The organism is Mycobacterium sp. NPDC004974 (assembly GCF_053600815.1).
In genome coordinates this window covers 47,617-63,701 of record NZ_JBSGAQ010000004.1, presented here as the reverse complement: position 1 = coordinate 63,701, position 16,085 = coordinate 47,617, and the positions used below count along the sequence as shown (strand labels likewise).

Below are 16,085 nucleotides of genomic sequence, written 5' to 3'. Positions count from 1 at the left end.
TGCGTCGGTGCACTTTCGTTTGCTCGGACCGCTGCAGGTAGTGCACGCCGGTGCGACCGTGGATGTCGGCGGACCCAAACAGCGCACGGTCTTGGCGCTGCTGTTGCTGGCGCACGGCCGGGTCGTCTCGGTCGACCGGCTGATCGACGCGGTGTGGGGTGATGATCCGCCGGCCAGCGCTAATGCGAGCCTTCAGGTGTACATCTCCAACTTGCGCAGGGCCCTGCGGGACGGTTCCCCGGTTGCTTCGCCGATCGTGCGTCAACCGCCGGGCTACTACCTCGATGTGCCTGCCGATGCCGTCGATGTCACGGTGTTCACCGCCGGATGCGCGCGGGCCGCGGCGGCCGCAGGCCAGGCAAGCTGGACAGAAGCACTGACAGTTGCCGATGAGACGTTGGCGCTGTGGCGGGGAGATCTGCTGAGCGATCTGGGGGATCAGCATTGGGTCACCCAGGATGCGGCACGTGTACGGGAGCTGCGCTCCGAATGTCTCGACCATCGGATCACGGCCCTGCTGGCGTTGGGGCAGGTACCGGCGGCGGTATCTGCGGTTGCCGAACTGCGTTCGGCTGAACCGTTTTCCGATCGCGGTGTGTGGCTTCAGATGTTGGCGCAGTACCGGTCGGGCCGGGCTTCGGAGGCGTTGGAGATCTATGCCCGCTATGCCCGCCTGCTCGATGAGGACCTGGGTCTGACGCCGGGGGCCGAGCTTCGGGAGCTACAGACAGCCATCCTGCGTCAGGCACCGGAACTCGCGGCCTGGCCCCGCTCCCCGGAGTGGTCGGGTGCCGGCGAGGTGCCCACCCCGGCGGCGTTTGTGGCCCAGGCCCCGGTACCGGATCCCGGCGGGGCCACGCTGATCGGGCGTGACCGTGAATTGAATGTCGCGGCAGAGCTTCTCGCCGAAGTGCGGGCGGGGGAGACGCGGTGGCTCGTGCTTTCCGGCCCGCCGGGGATCGGCAAGACCCGTCTGGCCGAGGAGATCGACCGTCGGTTCTACGGCGAAGCCGTCTGGGTGAGTTGCCCCGACGAGCAGGCGACCCCACCGTGGTGGCCCATGCGGCAACTCGTTCGGGGGTTGGGTGGTGACGCGGACGAGGTGCTCGAGGTGCCTGCGGACGCCGACCCCGACACGGCGCGGTTCCGGGTCTACGAACGGGTGCAGACTCTGCTGGAGTCGGCGCGCGGGCCGCTCATGGTCGTGATAGACGATGTGCAGTGGGCTGATTCGACATCGGCCGCCTGTTTGGCCTACATCGCCGGTGCATTGTGGGGCCATCCGGTCGCCGTGGTGCTCACGGTCCGCGATGGTGAACACATCACCGACGTCGCGCGCCTGCTCGCGACGGTGGCCCGCGGCTCCGGCAACCGGCAATTGGAGCTGGCCGCGCTGTCGTCCGAAGATGTTGCGGTACTGGCCAATCAGATCGCCGATGATTTCGTCGACGACGCCGAGGCGGGAGTGCTGGCCGAACGAACCGGCGGCAACCCCTTCTTCGTCTCCGAGTACGCCCGGCTGCCTCGGTCCGAACGCGGTGAGATCCCGGTTGCGGTGAAGTCGGTGCTGGAACGCCGGCTGGCCGGGTTGGGGCCCGAGGTGCTGGGGTTGATGCGAGTGGCCGCGGTGATCGGTGACACCATCGACGCCGACGCGGTGCCCGTGCTGGCCCGGGTGGCCGGGCTCGACTTCGACAGCCTCGCCGACCATCTCGACGTTGCGGCCGACGAGCGGATCGTGGTCAGCGCGCATGCCGGTGACGGTTATGCGTTCGCCCACGGGCTGCTGCGTGACCACCTGATCGCCGGCCTGCCGGCGATGCGCCGTCAGCGTCTGCATCTGCAGGTGGCGGACGCGTTGGCCGACAGTGCATCCGAGGAGGCGGTGACCCGGCGCGCCCAGCATCTGGTGGCGGCCCAACCGCTGGCCGATCCGCAGGAGGTGGTGGCGGCGTGCCGGTTGGCCGCAGAGCAGGCCACCCAACGGTGGAGTTCGGATATCGCGGCGCGGTGGTGGCAGGCGGCGCTCGATGCCTATAACCGGTTGCCGGGTTCCGCGCGCCACGATGCCGAGCGAGACGTGTTGACGGTGGCCATGCTCGACGCGTATTCGCGTGCGGGCCGGGGACGATTGGTGCTCGGTGCCGTCGAGCGAAACCTGGCTGATGCGTTGCGCAGCGAGCGGGCCGATACCGCCGGGAGGGTGGCCAGCGCGCTACTGCGGGCCAGTGGGGGATGGCCATGGCTGGCGCCGGGGGAGGATCCGGGTCCGCTGCTGTCCTTGTTGGAGCAGGCCGCGAAGATGGCGTCCGCCCACCCGGCCGCCGGCGCGCGGGTGCTGGCGGCGCTGGCCGTAGGTTGCTGCTATCATCCGGACCCTGCGCTGGCGGCCGGATATCTGCAGCGGGCCGATCAGTTGGCCGACAGCACAGGCGATCCCGATGTCATCGCTGACACTCTGATGGGCCGGCTCATCACCTATTCCGGGGTGGCCGAGTTCAGTACCGCGACCTTCGGCTGGATCGACCGGCTGAATTCTCTTCAGCACAGCAGGTCCCGTGAGGATGCCGTCATCGCCCACTCGGTGGCGACGATGGCGGCACTGAACCTGGGCGACATCGACCTGACCGAGCGGCATCTGCGTGCGGGTATCGCGGGTAGTGAGGAGCTGCAGCTTCCGGTGCTCCGGGCCCAATTGCGTTGGATGCAGTCGGTATTGGCGATCTGGCTGGGCGACTTCGCCGAGGCGCGAGCCCACCACGCCATCGCGGCGCGCGTGCACGAGCAGACTGAACTCTACGGCGCCGGAAGCGGTCTGCTGGCCGAGGCGACCTTGCTGCACGAGACAGGTGGGCCGGTCGAGGGGCTGACTGCCACGCAGGCCGGCATCGACAGCGGGGGGCAGGGGATGGAGGCGTTGGTGCGCACCGTTCTGCTCACGGCCGTCGAGGGCTCCAGGCGCGAGGCCGTCGAGCGCCTGGACGAGTGGCGTGCGGAACTCGGCCGGGGACAGGTGTGGACCGGGTTGGGGCAGGCCGCGTGGATGGCGCATCTTGCCGCCGACTACGGGTTGGCCGACTACGTGGGCGACCTGTTGGCGGTACTGGAGCCGTTCGCCGACCGCGTCGCCGTGCTCGGCCAGGTCGGGCATGCCGGGCCGGTGGCGTTGGCCACCGCCCGGCTGCACGCGCTCCGGGGCGATCGGGAGCGGGCCCTGGCGGATCTGGTCCGGGCCGAGGACATCGCCGATCGCACCGGGGCCAAGCCAACGAAACTGTGGTGTGCGCTGTTGCGGTGCCGGCTCGACCTCGAGATCGACGCAGACGGCCCGGCACCGCGCGCGGCGGCGCGCACGCTGGCCGCCGAGGCCGGGGCGCTGGGAATGCGCGGCCTGGCGACCCTCGCGCAACAGCTGGTCTGAACTGCGGCTTGTCCCCTTCTTGAACCGGTCGCCAAGTAGATGCCAAGTGGTCCCGGTGATGCTGTGCGCCGAGAATTTGCACGGATTTTTCGAGAGGATCCCGATGACTCTGACCGATCTCGCGCACGAGGGCCTGGACGACGCACTGGAGGGGCTACGCGCCCACGTCACCGCCCCTGTCGCGCTGCCGGGGGAGGCCGGCTATGAGCGGGCCACCCCGTGGAACGTGGCGGCCACCGTGGAGCCCGCCGCGGTGGTGTTGGCGACCTCCGCCTACGACATCGCCAACACCGTGGGTTTCGCCGCCGCCCGGGGATACCGGGTGGGCGTGCAGGCCACCGGCCACGGTGCGCTGTCGGTCGCGTCCGACACGATCCTGGTGGTGACCTCCGGCATGACCGACGTCACCGTGGATCCGGTGGCCCGCACCGCACGGGTGGCGGCCGGGGCGACATGGCAGCAGGTGCTCGACGCAGCGGCTCCGCACGGCTTGGCCGGGCTGTGTGGTTCCTCGCCGGGGGTCGGCGTCGTGGGATTCCTGACCGGCGCGGGGATCGGGCCGTTGGTGCGCACCGTCGGGTTGTCGTCGGACTATGTGCGGTCCTTCGAGTTGGTCACCGGCGCAGGGGAGTTGCTGCGCGCGACCCCGGAGGAGAACGCCGAACTGTTCTGGGGTCTGCGCGGCGGGAAGTCGACGTTGGGCATCGTCACCGCCGTCGAGATCGAATTGCTGCCGATCTCCGAGTTCTACGGCGGCGCGGTGTATTTCGACGGCGCGGATGCCGCGGCGGTGCTGCGTGAGTGGGCCCGCTGGTGTGCTGACCTGCCCGAGTCCGTCTCGACTTCCCTTGCGCTGCTACAGCTGCCACCGCTGCCCGGCATTCCCGAGCCACTCGCCGGCCGGTTCACCGTCGCGGTGCGCTACACCGCCCTCGGCGACTTCGTCGAGGCTGAACGACTCCTGGCGCCGATGCGTGCGGTCGCCACCCCGGTGCTCGACACCGTCGCGGTGATGCCGTACGCCGCAATCGGTGCCGTACATGCCGATCCGGTCGATCCGATGCCGACCTACGAACACCACACATTGTTGCGCGAACTGACCGCGGAGACGGTTGAGGTGCTGCTGGGGGCGGCCGGGCCGGATTCGGGCTCGGTGCAGACGATCGTCGAAGTCCGGATGCTCGGTGGGGCTTTGGCATGTGAGGCACAACACCGCAGCGCGTTCTGCCATCGTGACGCCGCGTTCGCCGTGACCGTCATCGGGGTCCTGGCGCCTCCGGTCGCCGAACTGGTGGTGCCGCAGGCCGGCGCGCTGATCGTGGCGCTGTCGGAATGGTCCAGCGGCGGCCAGCTCCCCAACTTCGCGCCTTCCGAGGACGCGGGGCGGGCCGTGCGGGTCTACGACGAGGAGACCCGGCACTGGCTGGCTGCGCTGGCCGAGCGTCACGACCCGGCGGGCGTGTTCCGATGTGGTCAGGTGGTGCGTTTCATGGCCTGACCCTGGGCCGGAATATCGACCGAATTCGGCCAAAAACCGCCTCTGAGCAGACGATTTGGAGCTCTTCGTAAGACCCCGGTAATCTTGTATTTGCAACGCGGGGTGGAGCAGCTCGGTAGCTCGCTGGGCTCATAACCCAGAGGTCGCAGGTTCGAATCCTGTCCCCGCTACTAAGAGGAAATGGCCCTCGGAGATTACCTCCGGGGGCCATTTTCTATTGGGGCGGGTACGAATCCGCATCGTTGCGCGGAGACCCGCGCGCGGCCGCCAGCGACAACACCCCGGCTGACATGACAGATCCTCGCCGCAGCCAAAAACCGATTTCCTGACCCAGGGTGTCCCACCTACCCTGGGGGGCTGCACAGACGACGTCTCGGGGGAGACAGGGGAGTGGTAATGACGACGGGCCCGAGCACCGGGGAGATCGCGGCACAACCGCGTGTCCAGTCGAGCGCCAACGTCATCATCGGGCTGTTGGTCAGCTCGGCGTTCGTGATGATCCTCAACGAGACGATCATGAGCGTCGCACTGCCGGCCCTGATCGTCGATCTGGACATTTCCGCCAGCACGGCGCAATGGCTGACCAGTGGGTTCCTGCTGACGATGGCCGTGGTCATCCCGATGTCCGGTTCACTGTTGCAGCGCTTCCCGGTGCGGAGCATCTACCTGGCATCGATGACGTTGTTCTGCACCGGCACGTTGGTGGCCGCGTTGGCGCCGGGGTTCGCGGTCCTGCTGGCCGGACGGATCGTGCAGGCGTGCGGTACCGCCGTGATGATGCCCTTGCTGATGACGACGGTCATGACGTTGATCCCGGCCGATCGGCGCGGGCAGATGATGGGCACCATCTCGATCGTCATCGCCGTCGCGCCGGCGATCGGTCCCACGCTGTCGGGGTTCATCCTCGGCTCGCTCGACTGGCGGTGGATGTTCTGGATCGTGCTGCCCATCGCACTGGTGGCGCTCAGCGCCGGCCTCGCCTGGCTGCGGGTCGACGATGAACAGCAGGACCCGACGCCGATCGATCCCGTCTCGGTACCGCTGTCGGCGATCGCGTTCGCGGGCCTGGTGTTCGGGCTCTCGCTGATGGGCGAGTCCGCACACGGACGGCAGGCGATACCGGCGTGGGTGCCGATGGCGATCGGTGCGGTGGCGATGGTGCTCTTCGGCGCGCGGCAGATGCATCTGCAGCGACGCGACCGCGCGTTCCTCGACCTGCGGCCGTTCACCTATCGGCGGTTCTCGGTGTCGCTGAGCCTGGTGGTTCTCGGCTTCATGGGGCTGTTCGGCGCCATCATCATGGTGCCGCTGTATGTGCAGAACGTACTGGGGCAGAGCGCGTTGGTCGCCGGACTGACGAGCCTGCCGGGCGGACTTCTGATGGGCGTGGCGGGTCCCTTGGTCGGCCGGGCCTACGACCGTCACGGCGCCAGGGTGCTGGTTGTGCCTGGGGCGTTGATGCTGTGCGTGGCGCTGTGGGGATTCACCACGCTGTCGGCGGCGTCGCCGGTCTGGGAACTGGTTGTCCTGCAGACGATCATGATGGTCGGGTTGTCGATGATGTTCACCCCGTTGATGACTGACGCGCTCAGCGTTCTGCCCGACCGGCTTTACTCACATGGCAGCGCCATTCTCACGACACTGCAACAGGTCGGGGGCGCGGCCGGTACGGCCCTGTTCGTCACGGTCATGACCAAGGCGTCCCACTCGGGCGGGGCCCCGGATCTGCCCGGCGTGCACGCGGCATTCGTGGCCGCGGCAGTGATCAGCGTGATTGCCGTGGCCACGGCGTTCTTCACCGCGGCGCGCCCGAGTCCCGCAGGTGGTACGCCGACGCATTGAGCGTCGCCTAAGAACTTTGGCCACTTTGGTCACGTCAGTCCCAATCCGGGGGGTTCTTGTAGGGGGCCTCACCTGCCGTGACTGCGGCATTTCTGCCAAGCCCGCCGGTAGACGAGTAGTGCACTACGCGTGCGTGGTCCGCGACCGAGGCCGACAGTGGAAATGCCCATCGACCAGGGGGCGCATCGCATCGGCACTCGGCACAGGAGTTCAACATGAGCTGGAGATGGACTGGCAATCACGGGGACGCCCCGTCGGCGGCGGCCGCGGCCACCGCATCGGGAGCAGGTCCAGGCGAGGCGATCTTCGAGGTCAATGACGGCGGGACGGTCGGCCTCTATATCTTCGACAACCACACGGGCACCGGTGGCCGGTCTTGGAACTGGACAGGCAATCACGCGGATGCACCGTCGGCGGTGGCCGCCGCCAATGCGGCCGGCGCCGGCCCCGGTGAGGCCGTCTACGCGGTGAATGACGGTGGCACGGTAGGTCTTTACCTGCTCCGCTGAACTCCCTCGCCTCAGCGCAACCGGCGATCCTGGATGCGCTGAGGCGAGGTCGGGCACAATCGAACCCGTGCGGAAAGTCGTGATCATCACGGGCGCGGGCAGCGGCATCGGCCGCGCGACGGCCCGGGTTCTGTTGGACGCCGGCCATCAGGTGGTACTGGCTGGTCGCCGGCCTGAACCGCTGGCGGTCGTTGCCGACGGGAACCCCAATGCCCGCATTGTCCCGACGGACGTCACGGATTCCGCCTCGGTGCAGGAGCTGTTCGCCGATGTGGTCTCCGCCCTCGGACGCGTCGATGTGCTGTTCAACAACGCCGGGGTGTTCGGTCCGTCGGCTTCGATCGCGGACATCGACGATGAGCAGTGGCACTCCACGTGGCGCACCAACGTCGACGGCGCCGTGTTCTGCGCCAGGGAAGCCGCACGCGTCATGGCCGCCCAGTTACCCAGGGGCGGGCGGATCATCAACAACGGATCGATCTCCGCGCACCGGCCTCGCCCCAACAGCCTGGCCTACACCGTCACCAAACACGCGATGAGTGGGTTGACCGCATCAATGTTGTTGGACCTACGCGATCTCGATATCTGTGTGACGCAGATCGACATCGGCAATGCCGCAACGGACATGACGGCCGGATTCAGTCACCAGACCTTGCAGGCCGACGGAAGTCTCGCGGCCGAGCCGACTTTTGACGTCGAGCACGTGGCCCGCGCCGTCGCGCATCTCGTCGATCTGCCGCTGGAGGTGTCGGTTCCGTCGTTGACCGTGATGGCCCGGGCCATGCCGTACTTCGGCCGCGGCTGACGGTTCCACCCTTCAAAAGCAACAGAGCCGGGGCCTTCGGGCCTCCGGCTCTGTAAAGCGGAATCGTTGTTTCAGTGCTGTGCATCCTGAAGCTCGTACCGCTGGACCACTGCGATCAACTCTTCGCGAACCGATGAGTTGGGCAGTTCGTTGATCCGCGCGTAGAGGCGGCGCCGCATGTTGGCCCGCTTCTGGTTTGCACGGAATTGTGCGAACGACATACTTCTCACTCCTCAAAAGTGCCCCGGATCACGGGTACTCGTTTATTCGACATCCACATCGGGGATCGCCCGAAGATAAGGACACTTCCATGCTCCCGGTCAGCGATGATTAAAACCAATTCTTAGAGTGTGAGTTTCGCTACAGCTCAACCATTTTCACTGCTGACAAGTGCTCATCGTCACAATTGCGTATCGAGGTGACGCCGGTGACCGCCGAAAAGGAGTAAGACTGCTTCTGTGGCGCTCACTGTGCGGGACCTGGCTGAGGTCGACAGCCTCGGCCTTGTCGTGGTGGCAGGAGCGCGGGGCGCCGACCGTGAGATCTCCTGGGCGCATGCGATCGAGCTGACGGATCCGACCCCGTACCTGGCCGGCGGCGAGCTGGTGATGACGACGGGCATCAACATCGGTGCCGACGCCGCTGCGCAATCCGCCTACGTTGCGCGCCTGGCCGCAGCCGGGACGGCAGCGCTGGCCGTCGACACCGGCACCACGATCGCCGATGTGCCACCTGCCGTGCGCGCTGCCGGCGACGAATTCGGGATTCCGGTGCTCGAGGTGCCGGCGTCGACGCCGTTCATCGCGATCGCACGGGTGGTGATCGATGCGCTCAAGGCCGACGAACTGCGCTCGGTGCAGGGCGTGGTCGACGCTCAGGAGGTGTTGGCCCGGGCCACGCTGCGGGGCGGGATCCCAGGGGTGGTCGGCGCGCTGGCGGAGTGTCTGTCGGCCACGGTTGTGGTGGTCGACCCCGACGGCACGGTGTTGGCTGCCGCGGGCAGCGCGCAGGCGCGCCTGATCGCCGTACTGAGCGAGCAGGTCGACACAACTCGCCGGCACGGTGCGTACGTCACCGTCGACGGGGACGCCTATGTCACGATTCAGAACCTGCGGGCCGCCCAGCCGGTGCGCGGACGGCTCGCGGTGCGCACGCCCGGACCGATGTCCAATGCCGACCGTCTCCTGGTCGCACATGCGTTGTCGCTCATCTCGATTGCGATCGAGAAGCCGGCCCGGGTGGTCGACGCCGAGCAACTGCTGCGGATCGCGGTAACCCGCGAGATGCTCACCGGATCAGGTGCTGTCGACGATGCGGTGTTGCGCTACTTCGGTTTTGATCCCGATGGCGAGGTCGTCGTGGCGTCGTTCACCGGGGCGGGGCCGTTGTTGGCGGCCGAGCACGTACTGGGCCGCACGCTGACCTCTTTTCTGATGGCCCCGACGGGCGATGCGATTGTGATCGTGGTTCCGGCCGGTGGGAGCCGACGACGCATCCGCACCGTCGTCGACGAACTCGAAAAGCAGACGGGGATCACGGTTGGCGGCGGAATGAGCCGACCGGTCCGCCTGACAGATCTGCCCACCGCCCTGGAGCAGGCGCGCATCGCAGCGCATTCCAGCGCCGGGCGGTTCTGTGAATTCGGTGAACTCAGCCCGATGGGAGTGCTGCTCGAGGGTCGCAGCGCCGCCGAACTACGCGTATTGGCCGCACCATTGGATTCGCTGGCCGGCGGTGACGAGCTGATTCCCACCTTGGCAGCCTTCCTCGGGCGCAACGGCCAGATGGAGGCCGCGGCCGCTGAGCTCGCGGTCCATCGCCACACCATGCGCAACCGGATGCGGCGCATCAGTCAATTGTTGGGTGACGACCTGGAATCGGCCGATACCCGGGCCCAGCTGTGGCTGGCGCTCAAGGCGTGGCAGCTGCTGGCGTCTCGCCGGCCGGGCTGAGATCGTCGTCACCGCTGCCGAGCCGAGGCGGCCCGCTACGGTAGGTGACCGGTGTCGCCGACAACGTGATCGGGTTCGCCACTTGGGGTGTGGCCGTTCCAGGTACCGCGACCGTCGCCTCGATCCCGAGCCGGCGGGCGAAGGCGAAGGCCTCCGACAGGTCGTTGATCGGCCCGGCGGGCACACTCGCGGCGGTCAGCACCGAGTACCAGTGGTCGGCTCCGTGGTTGCGCAGCGCGGTTTCGATGATGGCGCACAGGGCATCCCGATGGGCGACCCGCTGTGGGTTGGTACCGAATCGGGGATCATCGGCCAGTGCCGGCTCACCGATGGCGATCGCGAAGGCCCGGAACTGCTTGTCGTTGCCGACGGCGACAGCGATGGGCCGGTCGGCGGTATCGAACGTCTGGTACGGCGCGATGCTCGGATGCCGGTTACCCATCATCTGCGGCACCGCACCGGCGCCGAGATACCCGGAGGCCTGGTTCACCATGGAGGACAACAACACCGAGAACAGGTTGGTGTCGACGCGTTGCCCCGTCCCGGTGCGGTCGCGGTGGGCCAGTGCCGCCAGGATTCCGCTCAGCGCGTGCAGGCCGGCCAGTACGTCGACCAGTGCCACACCGGCCTTGGTCGGATCGCCCGGTTCGGTTCCGGTGACGCTCATCAACCCGCCGACCGCCTGCACCAGCAGGTCGTAGCCCGGCAGTTCGGCGCCGCCGTCGCGGCCGAATCCGGTGATGGAGCAGTAGATGAGATCGGGACGGATCGCGCGCAGGTCCTCGTAGCCCAGTCCCAGTTTCTCCATGGTGCCAGGCCGGAAGTTCTCCACCACGATGTCGGCGCCGGCCACCAGGGATCGGGCGCGCTCCCGGTCGTCCGGGTCGGTCAGGTCGAGTACGACCGACCGCTTGTTGCGGTTGACGGAATTGAAATACGTTGCCACGCCTGATGAATCGTAGGGCGGACCCCAGGCGCGGGTGTCGTCGCCGGTGCCCGGCCGTTCGATCTTGATCACCTCGGCCCCGAAGTCTCCGAGCATCATGGTCGCGTACGGTCCGGCCAGCACCCGGCTGAAATCCACGACGACGACTCCGTCGAGGGCGCTCATGCTCATGCGCCGGGTCGCCCGCCACGCAGGTACACCGTGGTGGTGTGGGTGAAGAAATCGCGCGCCGCGCCGCCCTGCTCCTTGGGGCCCAGTCCGCTCTTCTTGGCACCGCCGAACGGTACGTGCGGATCGGCGCCGGCCGACTCGGAGTTCACATGCAGCACGCCCACGTCGATCTGTTCGACAGCCTGCAGTGCCCGGGTCAGGTCTTGGGTGAAAATCGCTGCCGAGAGCCCGAACTCGCTGTCATTGGCAAGGCTGAACGCGGCCTCGGCGTCGGCGGCCCGTCGGACCGCCAGGACCGGTCCGAACAGTTCTTCGGTCCACACATCGGCCGGTGCCCCGTTGAGTTCGACGATGGTCGGTGCGATGAAGTAGCCCTCGGCCAGCGGGCCGTCGGTGTAGGGGAGCCCGCCGGTCAGCACCGCGGCACCCTGGGCCGTCGCGGCATCGATACCGGACGAAATGGACTGGTGCGCTGCGCCGTTGATGACCGGTCCCATCTGGGTCGCGTCGTCGGTCGGGTCGCCGACGGTCAGCCCCGCGGCACGTTCGGCGAGGGCGGCCAGGAACTTCTCGGCGATCCCGTCGGTGACGATCAGGCGGGAGGTCGCCGTGCACTTCTGCCCGGTCGAGCGGAAAGCGCCCAGCATGACCTGCTCGAGTGCGAGGTCCATATCGGCGTCATCGAGGACGACGGCGGCGTTCTTGCCACCCATTTCGGCCTGCGCCGGGATTCCGCGTGCCGCAGCGGCCGCCGCGATGCGCCGACCGACCCCGGTGGAGCCGGTGAACGTGACGGCGTCGACGCCGGGGTGTTCGACGATGGCGTTGCCGATGTCGGATCCGCCGATCAACAGGTTGAGCACACCCGCGGGTAGGCCGGCCTCGGTCAGCGCCTGCGCCAGCCGGATCGCCAGCAGCGGAACGGTACTCGCAGGCTTCCACACCACGGTATTGCCGTAGATCAGTGCGGGCGCGATCTTCCAGGCCGGGATGGCGATGGGGAAGTTGAACGGGGTGATCACCCCGACCACGCCGAGGGGCTTGCGGGTGACCAGGATCTGCTCACCGGCCCGGGGCGAGGCGAAGATCTGGCCTGCCTCCCGATCGCCCTCGTTGCCGTAATACCGCAGGATCTGCGCGGCCCGCCGAACCTCGCCGATGCCTTCGGCTTTCGTCTTGCCCTCTTCGCGGGCCAGTTCCAGGCCCCACGCCTCGGCGTTGCGGTCGACGACGTCAGCGGCGCTCAGCAGCACCGCGCCGCGCTGATGCATCGGGGCAGCGGACCAGGCCGGCGCAGCCGCGGTGGCGGCGCCGACTGCAGCGTCGACATCGGAAGTGCGGGCGTTACTTCCCTGGGCCACAATCAGACTCGGGCGCGCCGGGTTCACGCTGAGCAGCGTGTCGCCGGTGCCGGGCACCCATCGCCCGTCGATCAGGTGCTCGATGGCGGCGGTCATCAGCGGAAGGCCGCCTGGCCGGTCAGCGCCTTGCCGATCGACAGCAGGTGCATCTCGGAGGTGCCTTCGTAGGTGAGGACCGATTCGAGATTGTTGGCGTGCCGCAACGGTGAGTATTCGAGGGTGATTCCGCTGCCGCCCAGCAAGGTCCGGCATTCCCGTGCGATGGCCAGGGCTTCGCGGACATTGTTGAGCTTGCCCAGGCTGATCTGCTCGGGCCGAACGCCCTCGGCGTCCTTGATGCGGCCCAGCTGGATCGCCAGCAGCATCCCCTTGCCGAGTTCGACGGTCATGTTGGCCAGCTTTTCCTGGGTGAGCTGGTAGCTGGTCAGCGGCTTGTCGAACACCTCGCGTGAGCCCGCGTAGTCGATAGCGGTCTCCAGGCTGTCGCGGGCCGCGCCGAGCGAGCCGAACACGATGCCGAACCGGGCCTCGTTGAGGCAGGACAGCGGGGCCGACAGACCCTCGGCCAGCGGCAGTTGCGCCGCGGCCGGCAGCCGCACGTTGTCGAGCACGAGCTCGGAGGTCACCGAGGCGCGCAGGGAGAGCTTGCGATGAATTTCGTTGGCGGTGAAACCCGGGGTGTCGGTGGGCACCAGGAAGCCCCGGATGCCGTCATCGGTCTGCGCCCAGACCGTGGCCACGTCGGCGAGGTTGCCGTTGGTGATCCACATCTTGGTGCCGTTGAGCACCCAGTCGGCGTTGTCACCGGCGCCGTCGCGGCGGGCGCGGGTGCGCATGCCCGCGGGGTTGGAGCCGAAGTCGGGCTCGGTCAGGCCGAAGCAGCCGATCGCCTCCCCGGCGGCCAGCCGGGGCAGCCATTCGTCCTTCTGTTCCTCAGATCCATAGCGGTAGATCGAGAACATCGACAGCGAGCCCTGCACGGAGACGAAACTGCGGAACCCGCTGTCGCCGGCTTCCAGCTCCATACACGCCAGGCCGTAGCTGACGGCGTTGGTGCCGGCGCAGCCGTAACCCTGCAGGTGCATGCCGAGCACGCCGAGCTTGCCGAACTCCTTGGCCAGCTCCCGGGGAAGGGTGGCCGATTCGAACCACTCGCCGACATTCGGCTTGAGCCGGGTATCGACAAATTGCCGGACCGTCGCGGCGATGTCGCGCTCGTCGGCATCGAGCAGCCGGTCGGTGTCGAACAGCTCCAGCGGCCGGTAGGTGGACTTCTTGGCAGCCGGAGCGGTGGTGGCGGTCATGAGTCAAGGCTAGATTTGCCGGGCAAATCCGCCTATGGCCGGTTTGTACAACTGATGTGGGAGTTGTTGTCCAAATGGGCGGTTATCAGCGCTCGGATGCCGGGATGGACCACTCGTTGCGGTGGCCTATGCTCGGTGCGGCAAACGGCGTGGCTCCAGGTGTTCTCGTCGTCAGTGACCGGCGAGGACAGCCCAGGGAAAGTTTGACTGTGCAGGCGATTGTTGGCGATCCGGTCCGCGTTCCCGGCGTAGAGCGGCGGGTTCGTGATGACCTGATCGGGTTGAGCGGCGTGGCCGTCGTGATGGTGGTGGTCTGCCATTTCTGGTTCGGTCGGGCGCCCGGCGGGCTGGATGTCCTGCTGGTCTTGTCCGGATTCTTCATCGGCGGTCGCGTGCTCCGCGGCATCGGTACGGCGAGCGTGACGGATCTGGCCGCCGAGTTGGGGCGGGCGGCGCGCTGGCTGGTGCCGCCGTTGGTTCTCGTGGTGGTCGTGTGTTCGGTGCTCACAACGTTCGTTCAGCCGCAGACCCGGTGGGAGGCATTCGCCGATCAGACGCTGGCCGGGCTGGGCTTCTACCAGAATTGGCAGTTGCTCCAGTCGGCGGACGACTATGTGCAGGCCGGTGAAGCGGTGACGCCGTTGCACCATCTGTGGGCCATCTCGGTGCTGGGCCAGTTCGCGCTCGCGTTCTTCCTGCTCGCCGGGGTCATCATCGCGGTGACGGTACGTCGGGGTCGCGGCGCGCGCCGCACGACCCTGGTTGCCGCTTCCGGTATCGCGGCGGCGGCATCGCTGTATTACGCGCTCACGACGCAGCCGGACAACCCGATGCTCGCGTATTACAGCACCGCTGCCCGGGCCTGGGAGCTGTTGGTCGGAGTGCTGGCAGCGGCCCTCGTGGCCGGCCCGGTGGGGCGGCGAATCCGATGGCCCGGCTGGTTGCGGGCCGGTGCGGCCGCGGTCGGCCTGGCGGCGATCCTGGTGTGCGGTGTGCTCACTGACCGCGCCGTGCAGTCCCCGGGAATCTGGACATTGATTCCGGTGGCGGCGACGGTACTGGTGATCGTGAGTGCAGCCCAGGGGCTGTCCCCGAGGACGAACGAGTTCCTGCGCAGCACCCCGCTGGTGACCATTGGGGCGGTGGCCTACCCGCTGTACCTGTGGCACTGGCCATTGCTGATCTTCTGGCTGGCCGCCGTCAACGACGATGCCGTCGGCCCGGCCGATGGCACCGCGATCATGTTGGTCGCAGTGCTGCTGGCGTTGTTGACCGCGCGGTGGGCCCAGCTGCCGTGGCGTCGGGGGCCCGGCCTGCGGGTGGTCTCGGGTGCGGTCGTCGTGTTGGTCGCGGTGGCGCTCGTGGCGGCGTCGCTGATGTGGCAGGGACATGTCGCCCTGGCCCGGGCCAGCGGCGCGGAACTCGGCATGCTCTCGATTCGCGACTATCCGGGCGCGCAGGCGCTCATCGAGCATCAACGGGTGGCGAAGCTGCCGATGCGCCCGAGCGTGCTGGAGGCCGATGACGACATCCCGCCCTCATCGCAGGATCATTGCGTCACGGGATTCACCGGTGCCGAGGTCGTCACCTGCGTGTACGGAGACCCCAAGGGTTCCCACACGATTGCGCTGGCCGGCGGGTCGCATTCGGAGCACTGGCTGACCGCGCTGCACCAGATCGGGCGTCAACACGGCTTCAAGGTGACCACCTACCTGAAGTTCGGCTGTCCGCTGACCACCAAACGTCTGCCGATCATCGCGGGATCCTTCGAGCCGTACCCGTCCTGCCGGACGTGGTCGGACAACGCATTGGCGCAGATCATCGCCGACCGGCCCGACTACGTGTTCTTCACCGCAACGCGCCCGATCCTCAACAGCCCGGGCGACTACGTGCCCGACTACTACCTGGGGATCTGGGATGAGTTGTCCGCCAATGGGATTCCGATGCTCGGCATGCGTGATACGCCGTGGATGATCCGGGACGGATGGTTCTTCTCGCCGGTCGACTGCCTGTCGAAAGGTGGTGACGCCGACTCCTGCGGGCTGCCGCGGGCCGAAGCCCTGGCCGAGCGCAACCCCACCCTCGACTACCTGGCGGACTATCCGCTGATGAAGATCCTCGACCTCAGTGATGCGGTGTGCCGGCCGACGATCTGCCGTGCCGTCGAGGGCAACGTGCTGGTCTACCACGATGCCCACCATCTGTCGGGGACCTACGTACGCACTCTCACCACCGAGTTGGCGCGGCAGATGTCCGGCGCCCTCGGATGGTGGTAG

11 protein-coding genes and 1 tRNA gene are annotated in these 16,085 nt (G+C 67.7%); 8 read left to right on the top strand and 4 right to left on the bottom strand.

Annotated elements, in window-relative coordinates; all coding sequences use genetic code 11:
- Positions 1 to 7 precede the first annotated feature (7 nt).
- From ACWEFV_RS11090 to ACWEFV_RS11065, 6 genes are all read left to right on the top strand, one after another.
- A complete protein-coding gene (locus ACWEFV_RS11090) occupies positions 8 to 3,421 on the top strand; it encodes a BTAD domain-containing putative transcriptional regulator (protein ID WP_450070220.1) in 3,414 nt (1,137 codons plus the stop codon).
- A gap of 103 nt (positions 3,422 to 3,524) precedes the next feature.
- Entirely contained in the window at positions 3,525 to 4,919 is a 1,395-nt protein-coding gene (locus ACWEFV_RS11085; protein WP_450070219.1) for an FAD-binding oxidoreductase, read from the top strand.
- Between the two features lie 96 nt (positions 4,920 to 5,015).
- Positions 5,016 to 5,089: transfer RNA gene (locus ACWEFV_RS11080), tRNA-Met, on the top strand.
- Between the two features lie 226 nt (positions 5,090 to 5,315).
- Positions 5,316 to 6,761: a DHA2 family efflux MFS transporter permease subunit gene (locus tag ACWEFV_RS11075; RefSeq protein WP_450070218.1), complete on the top strand. Its 1,446-nt coding sequence runs from the start codon at positions 5,316 to 5,318 to the stop codon at positions 6,759 to 6,761.
- A gap of 215 nt (positions 6,762 to 6,976) precedes the next feature.
- Positions 6,977 to 7,270 carry a hypothetical protein gene (locus ACWEFV_RS11070; RefSeq protein ID WP_135453325.1) on the top strand — a complete coding sequence of 98 codons (294 nt, stop codon included), beginning with the start codon at positions 6,977 to 6,979 and terminating at the stop codon, positions 7,268 to 7,270.
- A gap of 58 nt (positions 7,271 to 7,328) precedes the next feature.
- On the top strand, positions 7,329 to 8,075 hold the full coding sequence (locus ACWEFV_RS11065) for an SDR family oxidoreductase (protein ID WP_450070500.1): 747 nt from the start codon (positions 7,329 to 7,331) through the stop codon (positions 8,073 to 8,075).
- Between the two features lie 71 nt (positions 8,076 to 8,146).
- Here ACWEFV_RS11065 and ACWEFV_RS11060 read toward each other — a convergent pair whose 3' ends face one another.
- Positions 8,147 to 8,296 carry a hypothetical protein gene (locus ACWEFV_RS11060; RefSeq protein WP_019348586.1) on the bottom strand — a complete coding sequence of 50 codons (150 nt, stop codon included), beginning with the start codon at positions 8,294 to 8,296 and terminating at the stop codon, positions 8,147 to 8,149.
- A 237-nt stretch (positions 8,297 to 8,533) separates the two neighbouring features.
- Between ACWEFV_RS11060 and ACWEFV_RS11055 the strand changes: the two genes are divergently transcribed.
- Positions 8,534 to 10,027: a PucR family transcriptional regulator gene (locus tag ACWEFV_RS11055; RefSeq protein ID WP_135453327.1), complete on the top strand. Its 1,494-nt coding sequence runs from the start codon at positions 8,534 to 8,536 to the stop codon at positions 10,025 to 10,027.
- Here the strand turns inward: ACWEFV_RS11055 and ACWEFV_RS11050 are convergent.
- From ACWEFV_RS11050 to ACWEFV_RS11040, 3 genes are read right to left on the bottom strand one after another with little or no spacing between them, the layout of a single operon-like run.
- On the bottom strand, positions 9,987 to 11,144 hold the full coding sequence (locus ACWEFV_RS11050) for a CaiB/BaiF CoA transferase family protein (RefSeq protein WP_450070217.1): 1,158 nt from the start codon (positions 11,142 to 11,144) through the stop codon (positions 9,987 to 9,989). The two genes, ACWEFV_RS11055 and ACWEFV_RS11050, sit on opposite strands and share 41 nt — an antisense overlap.
- Positions 11,141 to 12,604, bottom strand: a complete 1,464-nt coding sequence (locus ACWEFV_RS11045) for an aldehyde dehydrogenase family protein (RefSeq protein ID WP_450070499.1) — start codon at positions 12,602 to 12,604, stop codon at positions 11,141 to 11,143. Before ACWEFV_RS11045 ends, ACWEFV_RS11050 begins: the two co-directional genes overlap by 4 nt.
- Positions 12,601 to 13,809: an acyl-CoA dehydrogenase family protein gene (locus ACWEFV_RS11040; RefSeq protein WP_450070216.1), complete on the bottom strand. Its 1,209-nt coding sequence runs from the start codon at positions 13,807 to 13,809 to the stop codon at positions 12,601 to 12,603. Before ACWEFV_RS11040 ends, ACWEFV_RS11045 begins: the two co-directional genes overlap by 4 nt.
- Positions 13,810 to 14,018: 209 nt before the next feature.
- Here ACWEFV_RS11040 and ACWEFV_RS11035 point away from each other — a divergent pair, with 209 nt between their 5' ends.
- Positions 14,019 to 16,085, top strand: coding sequence for an acyltransferase family protein (locus ACWEFV_RS11035; protein ID WP_450070215.1), 2,067 nt, complete (start codon positions 14,019 to 14,021; stop codon positions 16,083 to 16,085).

Bases quoted from the DNA above. Each gene is read 5' to 3' on its own strand.
- ACWEFV_RS11050 (WP_450070217.1), bottom strand. From the start codon at position 11,144: ATGAGCATGAGCGCCCTCGACGGAGTCGTCGTCGTGGATTTCAGCCGG.
- ACWEFV_RS11085 (WP_450070219.1), top strand. From the start codon at position 3,525: ATGACTCTGACCGATCTCGCGCACGAGGGCCTGGACGACGCACTGGAG.
- ACWEFV_RS11075 (WP_450070218.1), top strand. From the start codon at position 5,316: ATGACGACGGGCCCGAGCACCGGGGAGATCGCGGCACAACCGCGTGTC.
- ACWEFV_RS11040 (WP_450070216.1), bottom strand. From the start codon at position 13,809: ATGACCGCCACCACCGCTCCGGCTGCCAAGAAGTCCACCTACCGGCCG.
- ACWEFV_RS11070 (WP_135453325.1), top strand. From the start codon at position 6,977: ATGAGCTGGAGATGGACTGGCAATCACGGGGACGCCCCGTCGGCGGCG.
- ACWEFV_RS11060 (WP_019348586.1), bottom strand. From the start codon at position 8,296: ATGTCGTTCGCACAATTCCGTGCAAACCAGAAGCGGGCCAACATGCGG.